General features: G+C 70.8%; 17 protein-coding genes and 1 tRNA gene. All 18 read right to left on the bottom strand.

What is annotated here, in order from left to right:
* Positions 1-37: 37 nt before the first annotated feature.
* The 18 genes from K3A85_RS02030 to murD all read right to left on the bottom strand — a co-directional run bounded on the left by K3A85_RS02030 (position 38) and on the right by murD (position 20432).
* Complete coding sequence (locus tag K3A85_RS02030) at positions 38-955, bottom strand: NAD-dependent epimerase/dehydratase family protein (RefSeq protein ID WP_225204829.1); 918 nt, start codon at positions 953-955, stop codon at positions 38-40.
* Positions 955-2088: a glutamate 5-kinase gene (gene proB / locus K3A85_RS02035; protein ID WP_225204830.1), complete on the bottom strand. Its 1134-nt coding sequence runs from the start codon at positions 2086-2088 to the stop codon at positions 955-957. Before proB ends, K3A85_RS02030 begins: the two co-directional genes overlap by 1 nt.
* A gap of 94 nt (positions 2089-2182) precedes the next feature.
* Complete coding sequence (gene obgE, locus K3A85_RS02040) at positions 2183-3244, bottom strand: GTPase ObgE (RefSeq protein WP_225204831.1); 1062 nt, start codon at positions 3242-3244, stop codon at positions 2183-2185.
* A 194-nt stretch (positions 3245-3438) separates the two neighbouring features.
* Positions 3439-3514 (bottom strand) — tRNA-Ala (locus K3A85_RS02045).
* A gap of 109 nt (positions 3515-3623) precedes the next feature.
* Complete coding sequence (locus K3A85_RS02050) at positions 3624-4343, bottom strand: hypothetical protein (protein ID WP_225204832.1); 720 nt, start codon at positions 4341-4343, stop codon at positions 3624-3626.
* 158 nt (positions 4344-4501) lie between these two features.
* Entirely contained in the window at positions 4502-5242 is a 741-nt protein-coding gene (locus K3A85_RS02055) for a Bax inhibitor-1/YccA family protein (RefSeq protein WP_225204833.1), read from the bottom strand.
* A gap of 134 nt (positions 5243-5376) precedes the next feature.
* Positions 5377-6174: a pyrroline-5-carboxylate reductase gene (proC, locus tag K3A85_RS02060; RefSeq protein ID WP_225204834.1), complete on the bottom strand. Its 798-nt coding sequence runs from the start codon at positions 6172-6174 to the stop codon at positions 5377-5379.
* A gap of 12 nt (positions 6175-6186) precedes the next feature.
* The gene (locus tag K3A85_RS02065; RefSeq protein ID WP_225204835.1) at positions 6187-6690 is read right to left on the bottom strand and encodes a type III secretion system chaperone family protein; all 504 of its coding nucleotides are present in this window, start codon (positions 6688-6690) and stop codon (positions 6187-6189) included.
* Positions 6691-6915: 225 nt separating this feature from the next.
* Positions 6916-9219, bottom strand: coding sequence for an SPOR domain-containing protein (locus K3A85_RS02070; RefSeq protein ID WP_225204836.1), 2304 nt, complete (start codon positions 9217-9219; stop codon positions 6916-6918).
* 115 nt (positions 9220-9334) lie between these two features.
* Positions 9335-10867, bottom strand: a complete 1533-nt coding sequence (gene ftsZ, locus K3A85_RS02075) for a cell division protein FtsZ (RefSeq protein ID WP_225204837.1) — start codon at positions 10865-10867, stop codon at positions 9335-9337.
* A gap of 176 nt (positions 10868-11043) precedes the next feature.
* Positions 11044-12327 (bottom strand): cell division protein FtsA, encoded by a 1284-nt coding sequence (gene ftsA, locus K3A85_RS02080; RefSeq protein WP_225204838.1) that lies wholly within the window; start codon positions 12325-12327, stop codon positions 11044-11046.
* Between the two features lie 4 nt (positions 12328-12331).
* On the bottom strand, positions 12332-13342 hold the full coding sequence (locus K3A85_RS02085) for a cell division protein FtsQ/DivIB (RefSeq protein WP_225204839.1): 1011 nt from the start codon (positions 13340-13342) through the stop codon (positions 12332-12334).
* 6 nt (positions 13343-13348) lie between these two features.
* Positions 13349-14350 carry a D-alanine--D-alanine ligase gene (locus K3A85_RS02090; RefSeq protein ID WP_225204840.1) on the bottom strand — a complete coding sequence of 334 codons (1002 nt, stop codon included), beginning with the start codon at positions 14348-14350 and terminating at the stop codon, positions 13349-13351.
* Positions 14347-15240, bottom strand: a complete 894-nt coding sequence (gene murB / locus K3A85_RS02095; protein ID WP_225204841.1) for a UDP-N-acetylmuramate dehydrogenase — start codon at positions 15238-15240, stop codon at positions 14347-14349. Before murB ends, K3A85_RS02090 begins: the two co-directional genes overlap by 4 nt.
* The gene (murC, locus tag K3A85_RS02100; protein ID WP_225204842.1) at positions 15237-16661 is read right to left on the bottom strand and encodes a UDP-N-acetylmuramate--L-alanine ligase; all 1425 of its coding nucleotides are present in this window, start codon (positions 16659-16661) and stop codon (positions 15237-15239) included. Before murC ends, murB begins: the two co-directional genes overlap by 4 nt.
* Positions 16658-17872, bottom strand: coding sequence for an undecaprenyldiphospho-muramoylpentapeptide beta-N-acetylglucosaminyltransferase (murG, locus tag K3A85_RS02105; protein WP_225204843.1), 1215 nt, complete (start codon positions 17870-17872; stop codon positions 16658-16660). The genes murC and murG overlap by 4 nt, the downstream gene beginning before the upstream one ends.
* A complete protein-coding gene (locus K3A85_RS02110; protein WP_225204844.1) occupies positions 17869-19104 on the bottom strand; it encodes an FtsW/RodA/SpoVE family cell cycle protein in 1236 nt (411 codons plus the stop codon). The genes murG and K3A85_RS02110 overlap by 4 nt, the downstream gene beginning before the upstream one ends.
* Positions 19101-20432, bottom strand: a complete 1332-nt coding sequence (gene murD, locus K3A85_RS02115; protein WP_225204845.1) for a UDP-N-acetylmuramoyl-L-alanine--D-glutamate ligase — start codon at positions 20430-20432, stop codon at positions 19101-19103. Before murD ends, K3A85_RS02110 begins: the two co-directional genes overlap by 4 nt.
* Between the last annotated feature and the right edge of the window lie 4 nt (positions 20433-20436).

Here is a 20436-nt window from a genome sequence, read left to right on the forward strand (position 1 = left end):
ATTGCTGATGTCCCGAAGGGCAATCGCGCCGGCGCAATCAGAGCCAGCCGGCCTCGCGGTACCAGGCGGCGGTCGCGTGAAGGCCCATGCGGGTCTCGACGTGCGGACGCCACAGGGCGGCGGGCGGCTGGCTGCCTTCGTGGGCAAGCCAGTCGGGGTGGCACATGTAGCCGACGCGGTCCTCGGTCAGCTTCGCGCGGTCCTTGCGGAAGAAGCGGTCGGCCCGCGCGCCCAGCCGCAGCACCCCGGGGGGAAGCGACATCGGCGTGACGCGCCGCCCGACCGCGACGCCGATCGCCCGCGCAAGGCTGTGGTGCGTCCACCCGCCGGGCTGTCCGTCGTCGGGCTCGAAGGTGCAGGCGGTCACCTCCTCGCCGCCCGGCAGCAGCGCAAGCAGCAGCGCGGCGAGGTCGGCCACGTGGATGATCGACAGCTTGCCCTCGGGCGGGAGCGGCATGAATCCGCGCCGGGCGAGCCGGAACAGTTCGAGCATCTCGGTATCGCGCGGACCATAGACCGCCGGCGGGCGCACCACGGTCCAGTCGAGCGGCGCGGCCTTGACCAGTTGCTCGCCCTTGCGCTTGCTCGCCCCGTAGAGCGAGAGCTGCGGCTCGCGCGCGGACAGCGAGGAGACGTGGATCAGCCGCGGCACGCCCGCGCGCAGCGCCGCATCGACCACGTTGAGCGTGCCGGTCACGTTGCCCGCCTCGAAGCCTGCGGCATCGGGCGCGCTGACCACCCCAGCGATGTGCACCACCACCGTCGCCCGTCCGGTCAGCCGGCGCAGCGCCGCCCGGTCGGCGAGATCGCCCTGGACCCATTCGACCCCGGCGCGCGGCTCCTGCGGCCGGCGCGCCAGCGCCCGCACCTCGAGCCCGCGCCGCTGCGCGAGATCAAGCACCGCCTGTCCGACAAATCCCGTTGCGCCGGTCACCGCCAGCAGGTCTGCGCCCATCAGAGCAGGACCAGCTGGTCGCGGTGGATCAGCGCCGAACGCGGGGCATAGCCGAGCAGGGCCTCGTGGTCGGCGCTCTGGCGCCCCATGATCCGCGCGCATTCGGCCGCATCGTATTCGCTGAGCCCGCGCGCCAGCGTCGCCCCGTCCGGGCCGAGCACGGCAATCGCATCGCCGCGCGCAAACGCGCCGTCGACCGCGCGCACGCCCGCTGCGAGCAGGCTCGAGCCGCGCATCAGCGCCGCCGCCGCCCCGGCGTCGACGTGGACCGCCCCGCGCAGCCGCATCCTGCCGCCGAGCCAGGCCTTGCGCGCCCGCTTGCGCCCGCGCGGGACGAACAGCGTGCCGCGATCTGCGGCGAAGGCAGTCCCGACCGGCGCGATCGGCCGGCCGTCGACGATCGCCAGCGCCATCCCGGCGAGTTCGGCGATCTCGGCGGCCTGGAGCTTGCTGGTCATGCCGCCCGAGCCGAGGCCCGAGGACGAGCCGCCGGTCGCCATCGCATGGATTTCGCTCGTCACCCCGCGCACCACGGGCACGCGCACCGCGCCGGGCGCGCGCGGGTCGCGATCGTAGAGCCCGTCGATGTCCGAAAGCAGCAGCACGCCGCTGGCCGAAGCGGCCTGGCCGACCCGCGCCGCCAGCCGGTCGTTGTCGCCGAAGCGGATTTCCTGCGTCGCCACGGTATCGTTCTCGTTGATCACCGGCACCGCCCCGGCGGCGAGCAGCGTGCCGAGCGTTGCGGTGACGTTGAGGAAGCGCCGGCGATCCTCGAGATCCTCGAGCGTCAGCAGGACTTGCGCCGCGGTCAGACGATGATGGCCGAGCAGGTCGGCCCACAGCCCGGCCAGCGCGATCTGACCCACCGCCGCGGCCGCCTGCGCATCGGCAAGGCTGCCGCGCCCGCCCTTGGCGAGCCCCAGCCGGCGCGCGCCGAGCGCGATCGCGCCCGAGGACACGACGATCACTTCCTGTCCGCGCGCGCGCATCGCGGCGATCTCGCCGACCAGCGCGGCCAGCCAGTCGCGGCGCGGGTTGCCGTCCTTGCCGACGAGCAGGGCCGAGCCGACCTTGACCACGAGGCGCGGGCAGGCGGCGGAATCGGCGAGGTCGGCAAGGTGGTGAATGGTCATGGCCGCACGGGGCTTAGGTGAATTGGCGGCAGAGGTGAAGGGCGCTTCGGGCCGCCCCGGGCACGGCCCGGCGTCTCGCCGCGCCCCCTCGCGCTCAGTCGAGCGGCGACCAGGGCCTGCGGTCGTCCTCGTCCTCGACCTCGCCGTCCGGACGCTCGGTCGCGGTGGCCGCGGGAAGGTAGTCGAGCACCGCGTCGAGCAAGGCGTCGATCCCCTTGCCGGTGGCGCCCGAGATCGGGAAGACCTCGTCGGCGCCGGCCTCGAGCAACTCGGCGCGGAACGCCTGGATCAGCTCGCGGTCGACGAGATCGATCTTGTTGAGCGCGACCAGCCGCGGCTTCTCGTCGAGGCCCGCGCCATAGGCCTCGAGCTCGCCCTCGACGATCTGCATCGCCTCGACCGGGTCGGTCTCGCCGTGGATGTCGATCAGGTGGATCAGCACGCGGCAGCGTTCAATGTGGCCGAGGAAGCGGTCGCCGATCCCGGCGCCGTCGGCCGCGCCCTCGATCAGGCCGGGAATGTCCGCCAGCACGAACTCGCGGTCGCGGTGGCTGACGACGCCGAGCTGCGGGCGCGTGGTGGTGAAGGCATAGGCGCCGACCTTGGCCTTGGTGTTGGTGATCTGGTTGATGAAGGTCGACTTGCCCGCATTGGGCAGCCCGACGAGGCCCGCATCGGCGAGCAGCTTGAGCCGCAGCCAGACGTACATCTCCTGGCCTGGCCAGCCCGGCCCGCACTGGCGCGGCGCGCGGTTGGTCGAGGTCTTGTACGACAGGTTGCCGCGACCGCCGTCGCCGCCGCGCAGCAGGACTTCGCGCTGGCCCGCCTCGACGAGGTCGAGCAGCACCGTCTCGCGGTCGTCGTCGAGCACCTGCGTGCCCACCGGCACCTTGATCACCAGGTCCTCGCCCCCTGCGCCGGTGCGATTCTTGCCCGCGCCGCCGAGGCCGCGCTGGGCCTTGAAATGCTGGGTGTAGCGGAAGTCGATCAGGGTATTGAGCCCGGCCACCGCCTCGAACACGATGTCGCCGCCCTTGCCGCCGTTGCCGCCGTCGGGACCGCCGTATTCGACGTACTTCTCGCGCCGGAAGCTGACCGCGCCGGGGCCGCCCGCGCCCGAACGGATGAAGATCTTGGCCTGGTCGAGAAAATGCATGGAGAAGCTTCTAGCGCAAAGCGCGAGAAGAGTCGCGCGTGGGGGCAAGGGGACCAGTATGATGGAAAATGCCTCAGCCCGAGCCAAGAATGGTGCCGTACGAGAACCGGCGCGCAGCGGCCTGAATGGCCGTGAGCACCGGAAGCGCAGTTCGGTGCCGTTCGCAGGCCGGGATGTGGCATTTTACGGCATACTGGTGGAGCCGAGGGGGATCGAACCCCTGACCTCGTCATTGCGAACGACGCGCTCTCCCAGCTGAGCTACGGCCCCGTTCCAGTATCGCCCCGAACGATGCGTCGCAGACGATGCGTCGATCGGGAGCGCGGCCCTTAGCGCACGGGCCGCGCCTTTGCCAAGCCCAAATTGCATGGCCCGCGCATCACGACGGCGAACCGACGCCGCCGCTCGCGCCGCGCGGCGCCGCCGCGCTCTGGCCGTACTGCGCCTGCCAGATGGCGAGGTCGGCGCGGTACTTCTCGTACTTGCGGTAGAAGTCGTCGAACACGACCTCGATGTTGGGCAGGTTGACCACGGCGAAACCCTGGAGGTCGGCGGGCTTCACCGCCATCCCGTCGCGGCTCACCGCCAGCACCGCGTCGCAGAAATCCGAGATCGTCGGCGGCAGCGCGAAGTGGTTGTAGACCGACGTCATGTAGGCCTCGCGCTGCGGCACGAACTTGGCGCCGAACTTCTTGCGGAACTCGGCATCGACGGCCTTGTTGGTCGCGGTCAGCACCTTGGCGTTGCCGGTCAGGAATGCGCGATAGCGCACGAGGATGTCGGCATGCTTGGGCGCGCTGCAATTGAGCGCGGCCACATTGTACGCCGAACGCAGGTTCCACAGCGCCTGGGCCGGGCTGATGTTGCGGTTGACCGACTGGCGCAGGCCCATCGCGTCGACCGGCGGGATCTCGAGCGTGTCGCTCGCGCCGTTGGGCGGCATCGGCTTGGGCGGGATCACCACGACCTTGGGCGGCGGCGGGGGCGGCGGCGGGGGCGGCGGAGCCTTGGCGCACGAGGCCAGCAGCACGGCAAGGCTGGTCGCGGCCAGCAACGGGACCGCGCGGAACAGCGCCGCAGCGCGCTTCGTATTCGACATCGACACTCCCCCGGGAACCCGCGCAGCGCAAGATCGCGAAATGGCGAGATATTCTCCAGACCGGCCACGACGATAGCGGCATCGACCGGCAATGAAAATGCCCGGCTGGCGCCGACCGCCAACCGGGCATCGCAAATCTGTGCGCAGATAACGTGCGATCAGCGACGGTCGCCCATGAACTGCAGCAGGAAGGTGAACATGTTGATGAAGTCGAGATACAGCGTCAGCGCGCCCATCACCACCGCCTTGCCCGCGAATTCGGTGCCGGCGAGGTAGGCGTACTGGTCCTTGAGCCGCTGCGTGTCATAGGCGGTCAGGCCTGCGAAGATCAGCACGCCAAGGAAGCTGATGCCCCAGGCAAGGCCCGGCGACTGCAGGAAGATGTTGATCAGCGACGCGATCAGGATGCCGAACAGCCCCATGATCAGGAACGTGCCCATCCCCGACAGGCTCTTCTTCGTGGTGTAGCCGAACAGGCTCAGGCCCGCGAAGGCGCCCGCCGTGGCGAAGAACGTCGCCGCGATCGAAGGGCCGGTGTAGACGAAGAAGATCGACGACAGGCTCATGCCCATGACCACGCTGAAGGCCCAGAACAGCCCGCGCACCGCATTGGTCGACAGGCGGTTGATGCCGAAGCTCATGATCATGACGAAGGCCAGCGGGGCAAGCGCCACCAGCCAGCGCAGCGGCGTGCCGAACACCGCCGCGGCCGCCCCGGTCGTCGCGAACAGCAGCGCGACGATGCCCGAGAGCAGGATGCCCGAGGCCATGTAATTGTAGATCGACAGCATGTAGCGCCGCAGACCCGCGTCGAAGACCTCGCTGCGGCTGGTGGCGCCCGAAAGGCTCGGAGACGCGCCGAAGCCCGTCCGGGGCTGAGGGTCGTTCCAGTTTGCCATAATGCTCGTTTCACTCCATGCAGAGCCGGGATCGGCTCCGATGCCAGCGAATATCGCGCTTGATGCGCCGGGTTTCAAGCGAAACCGGAAACGGGCTTTCGTGACAAATTGTAAATCGCGCGGTCGGTTCGCGGTCAGGATTTGCGGGCTTCTCGCGTCATCTCGGCGCTGCGGTCGCGCGCCGCGCGCAAGGTGTCGGTCATCAGCGCGACCAGGCGCCCTTCGGCATCGAGCACGTCGATGCCCTTCTGCGTCGTCCCGCCGGGACTTGCGACGCGGCGGGCGAGCTCGCCCGGCGCGTGCGGCGATTGCGCCGCCAGCAGCGCCGCGCCCTCGACCATCGCCAGCGCCAGCCGGTCCGCCTGCTCGCGCGGCAGGCCGAGGTCCGTGGCGCCTTGCGCCAGCGCGTCGATGAAGCGGTAGACGAAGGCGGGGCCCGAGCCGGCGAGCGCGGTCACGAGGTCCATCTGGTCCTCGCCCGAGAGCCACTCGGCCTGCCCCAGCGGCGCCATCAGCCGATCGGTCCGGTCGCGCGCCGCGCCATCGGCGTCGCCGACGAGCGCGATCGGCGACTTGCCGAGCGCCACGGCGAGATTGGGCATGACCCGCACGATCGCGCCCGCCGCGGGAAAGGCCGCGCGCAGCGTCTCGAGGTCGACCCCGGCGAGGATCGAGAGCAGCAGCGTGCCCTCGCCCACGTGCGGCGCGACCGCGGCGGCGCTGGCCGCGAACTGTTGCGGCTTGAACCCGATCAGCACGACCTCGGCGGGGGCTTCGCCATCCGGGGCCGCGCGCAGCAGCCGCACGCCGTCGGGCGCTGCGTCGAGGAATGGATCGACCACGGTGAAGTCGCTCGCCGCAAGGCCGCCGGCAAGCCAGCCGGCAAGCATCGCGCCGCCCATGTTGCCGCAGCCAAACTGGAGGATGCGCATCGCCCGCTCGCCTCAGGCTTCGCCGGCGGCGTCGACCAGCGCGCTCGCCAGCGCGTCGGCAGGGCTCTTGTCACCCCACAGGATGAACTGGAACGCGGGGTAGAAGCGGTCGCATTCGTCGATCGCCGCCTCGATCGCCGACTGCGCCTGGCCAAGGCTGAGCAGTCCGTCGTCGCCGAGCATCAGCGCGTGGCGGTAGAGCAGCACCGAACCGTTTGACCAGACGTCGAAATGGCCCAGCCAGACCTGCTCGTTGATCAGCGCCATCACCTCGTAGACCGAGGCGCGCTTGTCGTCGGGAACGCGGATGTCGGGCAGGCACAGGATCTGCAGCACGTGATCCTCGGTGCGCCACACGCAGCGCACCTGATAGGTTGCCCAGGAGCCCTGGATCTCGCCGTGGATCTCGTCGTCGGAGACGAACTCGCAGGGCCAGCCGCGCGCCTCGAACAGCGAGGCGAGCATATCGACGGGCGCCGCATCGTCGCGTTCGCTGTCGTCGTGACCGGTCCGCATTGTCGCTCTCCGGGGCCGGGGCCCATGGCGGCCGGGACGATCCCGGCGCACGCTCACCGGTTCCTTCGCCAAGTAAGCTCCGATGAACAATCACAGGTTAACAGCCGCTTGGGCAAAACTATATAAGCCTGTGCAAAAGCTGTGGACACACCGCGGCCGCGCGGGGGGAACGCGCGGGGCGCCGGTTCGGTTTCGGCCCGGCTTCCGCGCGGCTTCACCCCCCGCTCAATCGAGCGCGAGCGGGTCCACCGCCTGGCCCGCCGGGCTCGTCCACTGGTAGCTCGAGACCCCGTCCTTCTTCAGCGTGCGGACGAAGTCCTGCGCCGCGGCGTCGCTTTCGAACGGACCGGTCAGCAGGCGGAAATTGCCGCGCCACGCGCTCAGATAGGGCTTGCGCGCCTTGAGCGCCCCCGCCTCCTTGACCAGGCCGCGCCATTCCTTGCCCATCTGGTCGCGGTTGCCGCCGCTCAGCACCTGGACCCAGATCCGGCTGGGATGGCTCGGGCCCGCCTTGGACTTGGCGTCCTTGGCGCCCTTGCCGCCCTTTCCATCCTTCGCATCCTTGGCGCCCTTCGTATCCTTGGCGTCCTTGCCGCTCTTCGCGTCCTTGGCGGACTTCGCGCCCTTGCCCCCCTTGGCGTCGCTGTCCTCATCGACCTGCGCGACGCGCACCTCGCGCTCGGTGGTGCGCGAGACGGCGGTCGGTCCGTCGGGACGCTCGCCGCGCGCGCCTGTCCGGCCGGCCGCCTTCGCCGACTTGCCGTCCTTGGCGGCAGGCGCCTCGTCCGCGGCGACCTTGGCGCCCTTGCCCGGAGCGGCGACCGGCGAGGACGCAGCGACCGCCGGCTTGGGCGGCGCCGAACGGCCGCGCGGCCGGATCGTCGCGAGGTCGACCGCCGCAACCGCGCTGCGCTGTTCCTCCTCGGGCGCGCGGAAACCGTCGAACAAGGCGCGGAAGTCGGCCGCCGGCGGCGCCGCCTCGGCGCTCTCGGTCGGCACCGGGCCGGCGACGACGGGCGCAGGCGCCGGGCGCGGCCCGGGGGCGGGGCTCGGCGCGGGAACAGGGCTCGGCCCCACCGCAACCGGAGCGCCCGCAACCGGGCCGGCGGTAGCCGGGCTGCCCGCCACCGGACCGGCCGTAATCGCGCCGCTCGCAGGCTGGGCGGACGGCGGTAGCGGCTGGACCTGCCGGCGCGTGACCGGAATCGTGGTGACCCGCGGCGGCGGTGCGGCGCCCGGCGCCATGTCGATCCGCGCGAGCGGATAGGGCGCAGCAACCGAAGGCGCGCGCGCCGCCGTGCCCGGATCGGCCGGGGACGCAGCCGTCGCCAGCGAAGAAGAGGCGCCCGGCGTCGGCTGAACGACCGGCACCGCGACGCTCGCCGCGGCGACCTGCGCCCCGGTCTGCGCGCCCGTCTGCCCCCCCGTCTGCGCATACCCCTGCGCTGCGGCTTGCGGGACCGCGGCAAGCGTCGGAGCCGGGGGCACCGTCGTGTTCGCCACCTGCGTCCCCGCCTGCGTCGCTGCCTGCCGGGGCGGTGTGGCCAGCGCGAGCTGCTGGTCGCGGCCGGGCCGGCGGCGCTTGTCGCGGCTCGCCACTTGCGCGCCCTTCTGCGCGCCATTGCCGCCGAGCGCCGCGCCGGCCGGGATCAGCCCCTGGTCGATGCGCGGTGCGCGCGGGTGGAGCGCGGCATATTCGGCGATCTTGGGGTCGTCGCGGCCGATGTCGGCGGCGCGCGGGAAGCGGCCGAGGTTGGCCGCCGCCGCCTGCTGCGCCGCGGTCAGGCGCGGCATGAAGCGCAAATAGGGTGCAATCCCGGCGGCAAGGTCCTGCGGCATCGAGGCATAGGCGACCGAGACCGCCTCGTCGGGATTGCCGGTGATCGCCATGATGAAGGTGCGCGCCCGCCAGGCCGCGCGATCCTGGCGCTGGACCAGCGGCGCCAGCGTCGCTTCGGCGCCGCGGCGGTCGCCGGCGATGGCGAGGCTGACCGCCTGGCGGCGCACCAGTTCGTCGCTGCCGCCGCGCGCCAGCGCCTGCTGGTAGAGCCGCTGCGCCGCCGCATTGTCGCCGACCAGATCATAGGCAAGGCCGCGGTCGGCGGCGAACGGCATCAGGTCGGCGCCCGCAGCCTGGGCTTCGTCGAAGTAGCGGATCGCGTCGGTCGGGCGGTCGGCGCGCAGCATCGCGGTCGCGATCTGCGCCTTCACCTGCCCGTTGCCGGGCGCGATCTCGTTGGCGCGCGAGAAGAAGCCGACCGCAGCGTCGGTATCGCCCAGTTGCAGCGCGGCGGTGCCGGCGTCGATCAGCGCGGTCAGGTTGCGCGGATCGCGCGCCAGCCGGGTCAGCGCGGCATTGAGCGCCTGGCTCGGCGAGACCGCGCCAGGCCCCGTCGGCTGCACCACCGGCTGGGCGAGTGCGCCGCCAAGAGGGGCGAGCGCGAGCGGCGCCGCGGCGAGCGCAAGCGCGACAGCGTCCGCGCGGCAGCGCGTGACAGGGACTTGGCGGCTGACGGTTCGGCGCTTCATCGGGCCCACCCCATAGCGGCAGCGACCTTAAGCGGCGGCAACGGGGCCGCCGGCGGAGGGTCGCGACGCTCCCCGCGTTCGGGGGAGCGCCGCGCCCTGGTTCGTGGACTTCGGCTTACTGGTTGTTCTGGCGGCCGAGGAAGCGCGGGATGTTGAGCGAGCCGCCCTCTTCCTGGGCTTCGTCGTCGCCGCTCCGCGCCGCGCCGCGCGAGAGGTTCGCCATGCGCTCGAACAGCGTGCTGCCGGCGGCCGGACGCGCCGGCGCGGGCTGCGCCGCGGGCGCAGGTGCGGCGCGTCCGAAACGCGAAGGCGCCGGTTGTTCCTCGGCCGGCCCGAGCTGAAGCTCGTCGGCGAGCGGGGTGGCAGGGGCCGGCTCGGCCTGCTCCTCGCTGAGGTCGAGCGTCAGGTCGAGCGCTTCCTCTTCGGCCGGCTGCGGCTCGAGCGAGGCGAAACCCGGCTGGACCGGCGCCGCGGGCGCGCCCGTCCATGCGGCGGGCGCCGCGGCGGGCTGTGCAGGCGCGGCGGGATGGGCGGGCGCGGCCTGGGGCACCGGCGCAGGGGCGGGTTCGGCCTGTGCGATCGGTGCGGCAGGCGCGCGCGCCGGCGCCGCGCCGGGGAAGGCTGGCCCGCGCGAGGCGCCGGGGATCGCGGCGGGACGCGCGGCGATCTCGGCCTGCTCGGCGCTCTGCTCGATGCCGGTGGCGACGACCGAGACGCGGATCTTGCCGTCGAGATCGGGGTTGAAGGCGCTGCCCCAGATGATGTTGGCGTTGGGGTCGACCAGCTCGCGGATGTGGTTGGCCGCCTCGTCGACTTCGAGCAGCTTCATGTCGTCCCCGCCGATGATCGAGATGATCACGCCCTTGGCGCCCTGCATCGACACGCCGTCGAGCAGCGGATTGGCGATCGCGCGTTCGGCGGCTTCGAGCGCGCGGTTGGGGCCTTCGCCTTCGCCCGTGCCCATCATCGCCTTGCCCATCTCGCCCATCACCGAGCGCACGTCGGCGAAATCGAGGTTGATCAGGCCCGGCATCACCATCAGGTCGGTAATCGAGCGCACCCCCTGCTGCAGCACTTCGTCCGCGAGCATGAACGCTTCCTTGAACGTCGTCTCGGCCTTGGCGACGAGGAACAGGTTCTGGTTGGGAATGACGATCAGCGTATCGACGTGCTTCTGCAGCTCCTCGATGCCGCTTTCGGCAGCGCGCATCCGGCGCGTGCCTTCGAACAGGAACGGCTTGGTCACCACGCCCACGGTCAGCACGCCCTTGCGGCGCGCCGCCTCGGCGATCACCGGCGCGGCGCCGGTGCCGGTGCCCCCGCCCATCCCGGCGGCGATGAACACCATGTGCACGCCCTCGAGCGAGCGCTCGATGTCCTCAAGCGTTTCCTCCGCCGCGGCGCGGCCGACTTCGGGCCGTGCGCCCGCGCCGAGGCCCTGCGTGATGTCGGGGCCGAGCTGGATGCGGGTGTCCGCGATCGAGTTGTTGAGCGCCTGCGCGTCGGTGTTGACGACGATGAAGTCGACCCCCTCGATCCCGGCGCGGATCATGTTGGCAATGGCGTTGCCGCCCGCCCCGCCCACGCCGATCACCGTGATGCGCGGACGAAGCTCGTCGATCGCCGGCGGTCCGATGTTGATGCTCATGTCGGTCTCTCCCTCAGCGGGTCAGATGGGTCGCGCGACGCGTGCGACGCAGCGCAAGGCAGGTTTGCCCGAGCTTTGGCACACAACGTTTCCCCGAAGCAAAGTTAAACTCGGCTTTTCCACAGGATGGAGTGGCGAAACGCCCCGTATTCCCGCCGATCCGGGCCACGCCGGGGTCAAAAGTATTCACGCAGCGCGCGCCACACGCGATTGATCAACTTCGTGCCCCGATAGCCGCTTTCGGCGGGGTTCCATTTCGGCCCGACCGCGCGGATGTCGACCGGGTCGGCCGCGGCGTAGAGCACCAGCCCGACCAGCGTCGATGAGCTTGGCGTGGCATGGCCCGGGGGCAGCCCGAGCATCGTCGGCGGCGAGCCGATGCGGACGGGCCGGCCCAGCGCCGCTTGCGCGAAATCGGCAAGGCCCGGCAGCTGCGCCCCGCCCCCGGTGAGCACCACCTGCTGCCCGCTCTGGCCGGTAAAACCCATCGCCTTCAACGCCTTGGCCACCTCTTCGGTGAAGCGCCCGAGCTGCTGGGTGATGACCGAGATCAGCTCGGCGCGCGGAATCCGGTTCTTGTCGTCGGCGTGGCGCGCGACCGGCCCGCCTTCGGGATCGCCGGGCGCGTTGACCGGGATCATCTCGCGATGGTCGGCGGGACTGGCGATGGCCGAGCCCGACATGCACTTCAGCCGTTCGGCCTGGTAGCGGCGGATGCCGAAGGCCGAGGCGATCGCGTCGGTGATGTCGCCCGAGCCGAACGGCACCACCTGCATGCCCAGCAGCATGCCCGCGGCATAGACCGACACGGTCGTCACTTCGGCGCCGAATTCGACCAGCGCCACGCCCAGCTCGCGCTCCTCGGGGCTGAGGCAGGCGTGCCCCGCCGCCACCGGCGAGCCGACCACCGCCTCGACCTTGAGGTGCGCGTTCTCGACCGTTTCCTTGATGTTGCGCACCGGCGCGCCATCGGCGAGCATCACATGGATGTCGACCGCGAGCCGCTCGGCATGGAGCCCCTTGGGGTTGGGCACGCCGTGCGCGCCGTCGAGCGTATAGTGCGCGGGCTGGGCGTGAAGCACGGTGCGCCCGTCGGGCTGGATCACCTCGCGCCCGGCGACGAGCAGGTGCTCGATGTCGTCCTGCTCGATCCGCCGCCCGCCCACTTCGACCTCGACCTTGGCGGTGGTGCTGACCAGCCCCGCGCCCGAGCAGCCGATCCACACCGACTGGACGCTCGCATTGGCCATCTTCTCGGCGCGCTCGATCGCATCGCGCACCGAATGGGTCGCGGCCTGCATGTCGGTGACATAGCCGCGCTTGATTCCCTGGCTGGCGCGATGGCCCGAGCCGAGCACGACCATCTCGCCCGTTTCGGACAGCCCGGCGATCATCGCCGAGGTGCGGAACGAGCCGAGGTTGACGGCGGCAAAGACCTTGGTGATGCGCGGTACGGCCATCGGGTCAGTCCTGCGCCGTTGCCGCCGGCTTCGGCGCTGCGGCCGCGCTCGAGGCGGCAACCTGGCGGTTGTCGCCGCTCTTGGCCCTGGCCGCCGCCTTGGCCTGCGCCGCCGCCTTCTGCTGCGCCGCCAGTTCGTCGGCATGCCCCGGCACGCGCAGGTAGATGCGATCGGGCGCGCGCATGTCGAAGCTCGCCACGCGTCCGCCAAGCAGGCGGTCGACCCCGTCCATCCGCGCAAAGGTGACCAATGCCGCCGCCGCCTTGTCCTCGCCTTCGGGCAGCGCGAGCACCTGCCCGGTCTTGAACGTCAGGTTCCAGCGCCGGTTGCCGACCCATTCGGCCTGCGCCACCTGCGGCTTGAGCGCAGGCGCCGCCTCGAGCAGCGTGGCGAGATCGGGCACGTGCGCCTCGGCCCCCTCGCCAGCCATCACGAACAGCCCCTTGGCCTTCTTCGCGCTGACCGCCTCGAGCTCGTGCCCGGTCTCGTCGATCAGCGTCAGCTTGTCGCCCTGGCGCATCACCGCATGGGGGCTGCGCTCGACCACGTCGACCACCAGCGTATCGGGCAGCTGGCGCGACACGCGCGCGTCCTTCACCCACGGCAGCTGCAGCAGACCTTCGCGCAGCGCCGCGATGTCGAGCCGGCTCATCGCCTGGTCGCGCTGGCCCAGCACGTGCTCGTAGATGGTCAGCTCGTTCATCCGGTTGACGCCGCGCACTTCGACGCGCTTGACCTCGAAGCCCGATCCGGCGGCGACTTGCGCCAGCTTGTCCTCGGCGAGCGCGGGCACGCCGGCAAGGCTCGCCAGCGTCCAAACCAGCACCGCGGCCACGGTCAGGATCACGGTCAGCACGATCCGGTGCAGCGTCTCGTCGCTGAACGGCAGCCAGCGGCGGGCCTGGCCGACCGCGGTCCCGGTCTGCTTCCGCGCCGTCGCCACCTTGGTGCGCACGCCCTTGGCGGCGGTTGCCCGCCTTACGCCCTTGCCGCCTCGCCGGATCGTCTGCGCCATGGCCGCCTAGCCCTTCCCTCCGCCGGTCGTCGCAATTGCGGTCGCGCCGGACTTGCCCGCCAGCGCATCGGCGACGATCGCCTCGACCAGATCCTCGTAGCTCATGCCCAGCTTGCGTGCCTGCTCGGGCACCAGGCTCAGCGGCGTCATCCCCGGCTGGGTGTTGACTTCGAGCAGGAACAGCCCGTCGGCGCCCTGCCCCTCGACATACTGTTCATCGTCCCAGCGGAAGTCGCTGCGGCTGGTGCCACGGCACCCGAGCAGGCGATGCGCGCGAAGCGCGATGTCCTTGCACGCCTCGGTCACTTCGTCCGGGATCTCGGCCGGGCAGATGTGGTCGGTCATCCCGTCGGTGTACTTCGCGTCGAAATCGTAGAACCCCGATTTCGGCTTCAGCTCGGTGACCAGCAGCGCGCGCGGGCCGTCGGGCCCGGCCAGCACCGCGCAGGTCAGCTCCTTGCCGCGGATGAACGGCTCGGCGAGCAGTTCGTCGAACTCCTGCCAGGGGCCCACGCTGTCGCGCGAGATCGGGCTGCCGTAGTTGCCATCGTCGGTGACGATCGCCACGCCGACCGAAGAGCCTTCGTTGACGGGCTTCAGCACATAGGGGCGCGGCAGCGGGTCGCGCTCGAACAGCTCATGCGTCGGCACCACGCGGCCACCGGGCATCGGGATGCCGTGCGGCACCAGCGCCTGCTTGGTCAGTTCCTTGTCGATCGCGATGACCGAGGTGGCGAGGCCCGAATGGGTATAGGCAAGGCCCATCAGGTCCATCATGCCCTGCACCGTGCCGTCCTCGCCGGGCGTGCCGTGCAGCGCGTTGAAGACGACATCGGGCTTCGCCTCGGCGAGGCGCAGCGCCACGTCGCGGCCCATGTCGATCCGCGTCACCGTGTGCCCGCGCGATTCGAGCGCCTTGGCGACCCCCTCGCCGCTCGTCAGCGAGACCGGCCGCTCGCTCGACCACCCGCCCATCAGGACGGCGACGTGTAGTTTCGGCAGGCTCACGGACGCCCCACCCTCTGGATTTCCCACTGCAATTCGATTCCCGACTGATCCTTCACCCGGCGGCGCACTTCCTCGCCGAGCGCTTCGATTTCGGTGCTGGTGGCAGCGCCGGTGTTGATGAGGAAGTTGGTGTGCTTTTCGGAGACCTGCGCGCCACCGATGGCAAGGCCCCGGCAGCCGGCCCGGTCGACGAGCTCCCACGCCTTCGCGCCATCGGGGTTCTTGAAGGTGCTGCCGCCGGTCTTGCTGCGCAGCGGCTGGCTCGCCTCGCGCGCGGCGCTGATCCGGTCCATCTCGGCCTGGATCGCCGCCGGCTCGCCCGGCTCGCCCCGGAACCGCGCCGCGACCACCACGCAGCCGTCGACCAGCTCGGAATGGCGATAGGTGTAGCCGAGGTCGGAAAGCGGCAGCGTCACCCGCTCGCCCGAGCGGATCACCACGTCGCAATCGACGAGGATGTCCTTGACCTCGCGGCCATAGGCGCCACCGTTCATCCGCACGAAGCCGCCGACCGTGCCGGGGATTGAGCGCAGGAATTCGAGCCCGGCGATGCCGTTGTCGCGCGCGGTGCTGGACACTAGGATGCCGCTGGCCCCGCCGCCGCAATCGAGCGTCACGTCGTCGACCCGCGCGACCTTCGCGAACGCCTTGCCCAACCGCACCACCACGCCCGGGACGCCGCCATCGCGCACGATGAGGTTCGATCCCAGCCCCAGCGCCATGACCGGCACGTCGGGGGCAAGGCCGGCGAGGAAGTCCTGCAGGTCGGCGACGTCCTTCGGCTCGAACAGCCACTGCGCCGCGCCGCCCGACTTGAACCAGACCAGCGGCGCGAGCGGCGCATCGGGCGTCAGCTTGCCGCGCACCGGCGGCAGGGCGAGAGCGGTCACACCGCCGCCCTTTCCTGCTCGATCGCGCCGGCAAGGCCCGCCGCCCACTTGGTGATGTCGCCAGCGCCAAGGCAGACGACCATGTCGCCCGCTTCGAGCGTGCCCGCAAGTTCGCACGCCAGCGCGTCCGCCCCGGCGATCAGGTGCGCGCTGCGGTGGCCGCGCGCCTTGATGCCTTCGACCATGGCGGCGCTGTCGACGCCCTCGATCGGCTGCTCGCCCGCCGGATAGACCGGCGCCGCATAGACCACGTCGGCATCGTTGAACGCGCCCTGGAAGTCCTCCATGTGGTCGCGCAACCGGGTGAAGCGATGCGGCTGGACCACCGCGATCACGCGCCCGCGCACGCCTTCGCGCGCCGCGGCAAGCACCGCGCGGATTTCCACCGGGTGGTGGCCGTAGTCGTCGATGATCGCGGCGCTGCCGCCTTCGCAGGCGACTTCGCCCACCTTGGTGAAGCGCCGCTTGACCCCGCCGAACTTGGAAAAGCCGGTGCGGATGAGGTCGTCCGACACGCCCATCTCGCGCGCCACCGCGACCGCGGCGAGCGCGTTCTGCACGTTGTGGCGGCCGGGCATCGGCAGCTCGATGTCCTCGATCCGGCGGAAGCTGCCGTCGCGCTGGCGCAGCACGGCGGTGAAGCGGTTGCCGCCCGGGATCGGGGTGACCGCCTCGCCGCGCACGTCGGCCTGCGCCGAAAAGCCGTAGGTGACGACGCGGCGGTCGCGCACCTTGGGAATCACCGCCTGGACTTCCGGGTGGTCGATGCACAGGATCGCGGCGCCGTAGAACGGCACGTTCTCGATGAACTCGACGAAGCTGTCCTTCACCCGCTCGAACGAGCCGTAGTGGTCGAGATGTTCGGGATCGATGTTGGTGACGACCGCGATCGTGCCGTCGAGCCGCAGGAACGAGCCGTCGCTCTCGTCGGCTTCGACCACCATCCACTCGCTGTCGCCCAGCCGCGCGTTCGAACCGTAGGAATTGATGATGCCGCCGTTGATCACCGTCGGATCGACCCCGCCCGCATCGAGCAGGCAGGCGACCATCGAGGTCGTGGTGGTCTTGCCGTGGGTCCCGGCCACCGCGACGGTGTTCTTGAGCCGCATCAGCTCGGCGAGCATCTCGGCGCGGCGCACCACCGGCACGCGCGCTTCCAATGCGGCGACGACTTCGGGATTGTCGCGCTTGACCGCGGTCGAGGTGACGACGACCGACACGCCCGCGACGTTCTCGGCGCGCTGGCCGATCATCACCTTGATGCCCCGGCTGCGCAGGCCTTCGACGACATAGCTTTCGGCAAGGTCCGAGCCCTGCACCGCATAGCCCATGTTGTGCATCACCTCGGCGATGCCCGACATGCCGATGCCGCCGATCCCGACGAAATGGATCGTGCCGATGTCGATGCCGACGCCCTTCATCGCGCGGCCCCCTGCCGCGATGCACTGCGCGCCAGCGCTTCGTTCGCGTGGACCAGCGCGCTCTGCGATTCGCCCACCCGGATCACGTCCATCAGCGGCGCGCCGCCGAAGCCTTCGACGAGGTCGGCAAGATCGCTGACGGCGTTGGGCAGGCCGCAGTTCCACGCGGCGTGCGCGGCATTGGCAAGGGTCTGGGGATGAAGCGCCATCGTCTGGATCTGCTTTGCGAGTTCCTTGGGGGTGAAGCCGTTCTGGCGGATCGCGCGCGCGCCGCCGGCGCGCACCAGCTCGCGCGTGTTGGCGGCCTGGTGGTCGTCGGTCGCGATCGGCAGCGGCACGAGGATCGCGGGCCGCCCGACCGCGGTCAGCTCGGCGATAGTCGAGGCCCCGGCGCGACCGATGAACAGGTGCGCTTCGGCAAGGCGGCTCGCCATGTCCTCGAAATAGGTGCCGAGCTCGGCCGGGATCTGGTGCCCGGCGTAGCGCGCGCGCACCGCCTCGAGGTCCTCGGGCCGGCACTGCTGCGTCACCTGCAACCGGTGGCGCAGCGCGGCGGGCAGCATGGCAAGGCCGTCGGGCACGACATCGGACAGCACCGAAGCGCCCTGGCTGCCGCCGGTCACCAGCACGCGGAACAGCGTATCCTCGCCGAAGTCGGGGAACGGCTCGCTGCGCAACGCGAGAACTTGCGGGCGCACCGGATTGCCGACGCAGTGGACCTTGGCCATGTGCCTGGGATCGAGCCGGTCGACTTCGCCATAGGCGGTGGCGATCGCATCGACCCGCGGCGCGAGGTAGCGGTTGACCCGCCCGAGCACCGCGTTCTGCTCGTGGATCACGGTCGGGATCCTCGCCGCGCGCGCCGCCAGCAGCGCGGGCAGCGCGGGGTAGCCGCCGAAACCGACCACGCAGGCCGGCTCGAAGCTCGCGAACAGGCGCAGCGCCATCGCGCGGCCGCGCCAGATTGCGGCGAGGCCCTTGGCCAGCGCGACCGGGTTCTTGCCGAGCCGTCCCGCCGGCAGCACGTGCGCGGGCATGAAGTCGGGCTTGCCGGGGATCTTCGCGCCGCGCGCGTCGGTCACCAGCGCGACGTGGTGGCCGCGCCGTTCGAGTTCCACCGCAAGCGCGAAGGCGGGCAACATGTGCCCGCCCGTGCCGCCTGCCGCGAGGACGAAGTGCCGCGAGACACCCGGTGGTGGACTGCCGCTCATCTGCGGGGAAGCTCCCTGAAGTCGAAGGATTCGCGGCTCAGATAGGGATTGCGACGTGTTATGGCGAGCAGGAAGCCGACGCCGAGCAGCAGCGCGATGGTCGACGACCCGCCATAGCTGATCAGCGGCAGGGTCATCCCCTTCGACGGAAACAGCTGCAGGTTGACGAGGATGTTGATGAAGGCCTGCCCGGCGAGCTGCGCGGTAAGGCCGGCGCCCGCAAGGATCGTGAACAGGTCGTCCTCGTCGATCAGGCGCAGCATCACCCGCACCACGATCGCGCAGTAGAGCAGCACGATCGCGGCGCAGGCGATCAGCCCGAACTCCTCGCCGATCACCGAGAAGATGTAGTCGGTCTGCGCTTCGGGCAGCGCCATCTTGCGGGTGCCCAGCCACAGCCCGGTGCCGTTCCACCCGCCGTTGAGCAGCGTGCGCATGGCCAGGTCGACCTGGTCGAACTCGCTGCCGCCCGAGATGAAGCTGTCGATGCGGTGGGTGGCGTTGGGATAGAACAGGTAGGCGAGGATCACGACGACGATGCCGCCCGCCACCGACCACAGGATGCGATTGACCGGAAGGCCCGAGAGCAGCACCAGCACGAACCACACCCCGCCGAACAGCACGGTCGAGCCGAAGTCGGGCTGCGCCATCAGCAGCACCCCGGTCAGCCCCATCAGGCCCATCGTGATCGCGATCACCGGGATGTTGGGATCGCGCAGCCGCCACGACAGGATCCACGCGACCGCGATGGCGAAGCCGGGCTTGAGGAACTCAGACGGCTGCAGGCTGAAGCCGATGTAGAGCCAGCGCTTGGCGCCCTTCACTTCGCTGCCGACCAGCGGCACGAGCACGAGCGCGACGAGCATCGCGCCCGCGATCAGGATGGCGAGCCGCCGCGCCGATTCCTTGGGCAGCAGCGAAGCAAGGAACATCGCGACGAGACCCACCGCCAGCCAGCGCAGGTGCAGCCAGAAGAAGTAGAGATCGCCCAGCGACTTCTGCGCGGTCGAAAGCCGGTGCGCGCCCGCCGGCGAAGCCGCCGCGACCGCGATCGTGCCGACCACGACCAGCGCCATGACCAGCCCCAGCAGCACGCGGTCGATCTCGCGCCACCAGATCACCAGCTCGCTGCGACGGCTGCGGCGATAGCGGTTGCCGCGCCCGACCACGCGGACGCCGCCATCCTTGGTCGGGGTGGTGACGTGGCGGGTCGGCTCGGCGGTCGTGCTCATGCGCCGTCTCCGGGCGGGCAAGGCGCGTCGCGATCCGCGATCAACGCCTCGACGATCTGGCGGAAGCTGTCGCCGCGCGCCTCGAAATTGCGGAACTGGTCGAAGCTCGCGCAGGCGGGCGACAGCATGATCACCTCACCCGGCTTGGCCGCATCCATCGCATGACGCACCGCATCGCACAGCATCTCGCTGCGCTGCACCGGCATGACCGGCTCGAGCAACTCGGCAAAGCGCGGGCCGGCCTCGCCGATCGTGTAGGCCCGGACCACGTGGTCGAAATAGGGCGCGCACTCGTCGAGATCGTCGCCCTTGGGCAGGCCACCGAGAATCCAGTGGATGCGCGGAAAGGCGCCCAGCGCCGGGGCGGTAGAGGCCGGATTGGTCGCCTTGCTGTCATTGATGAACAGAACGCCGCCGGTTTCCGCGACGCGCTCCATACGGTGCGGCAGGCCGACGAACGTCCTCAGTCCTTCGCGCCAGACCGCCTCGCCGATGCCCAGCGCCTCGACGATGGCGACGGCGATCGCCGCGTTCTGGAGGTTGTGCGGGCCTTGCAGCGAGGGCCACGCCTCCTGCCCCGCCAGCGCATCGGGATCGACGATCTGCACCAGGTTGCCCGCCCGGCTGCCCGAGACTTCGCCGGCGATCCGCAGCGTCTGCGGGTCGCCCCGTCCGAAAATCGCGTGCTGATCTGGCCTCTGCAGCGCGAACAGCCGCGCCTTGGCCGCGGCATAGGCCTCGAACCCGTCGTAGCGGTCGAGGTGGTCGGGGCTGATGTTGATCAGCGCGGCGACGTCGGCTTCGAGACTGAAGGTCAGGTCGATCTGGTAGCTCGACAGCTCGAGCACGTAGATTCCGCCGGCGGGCAAGGGGTCCTCGCCCAGCACCGGCAGGCCGATGTTGCCGCCCATCCGGGTCGGGATGCCGGCCGAGGCGATCAGGTGGTGGACCAGCGCGGTGGTGGTCGACTTGCCGTTCGTGCCGGTGATGCCGACCACGCGATGCGGCGGCAGGCTGGCGCGGGCGAGTGCGAACAGCTCGATGTCGCCGATAACCGGCACGCCGAAGCTTGCGGCATGCGGTCCGATCGGATGGCGGTTGAGCGGCACCCCGGGCGAGACGACCACGCCGGCAAAGCCGGTCAGGTCCATCGCCAGCGGATCGGCCAGCGTCGCGCGCGGATCGCAGGCGGCGCGCGCTTCCTCGCGCGCGTCCCAGGCGATCACCTCCGCCCCGCTTTCCAGCAAGGTCGCGACACTGGTAAGCCCCGAGCGGGCCAGCCCCAGCACCGCGTACCGCTTGCCGGCAAAGGCGGGCGAGACGATCATCGCC

This window comes from Novosphingobium huizhouense, from assembly GCF_020179475.1.
GTDB classification, from domain to species: Bacteria; Pseudomonadota; Alphaproteobacteria; order Sphingomonadales; family Sphingomonadaceae; genus Novosphingobium; species Novosphingobium huizhouense.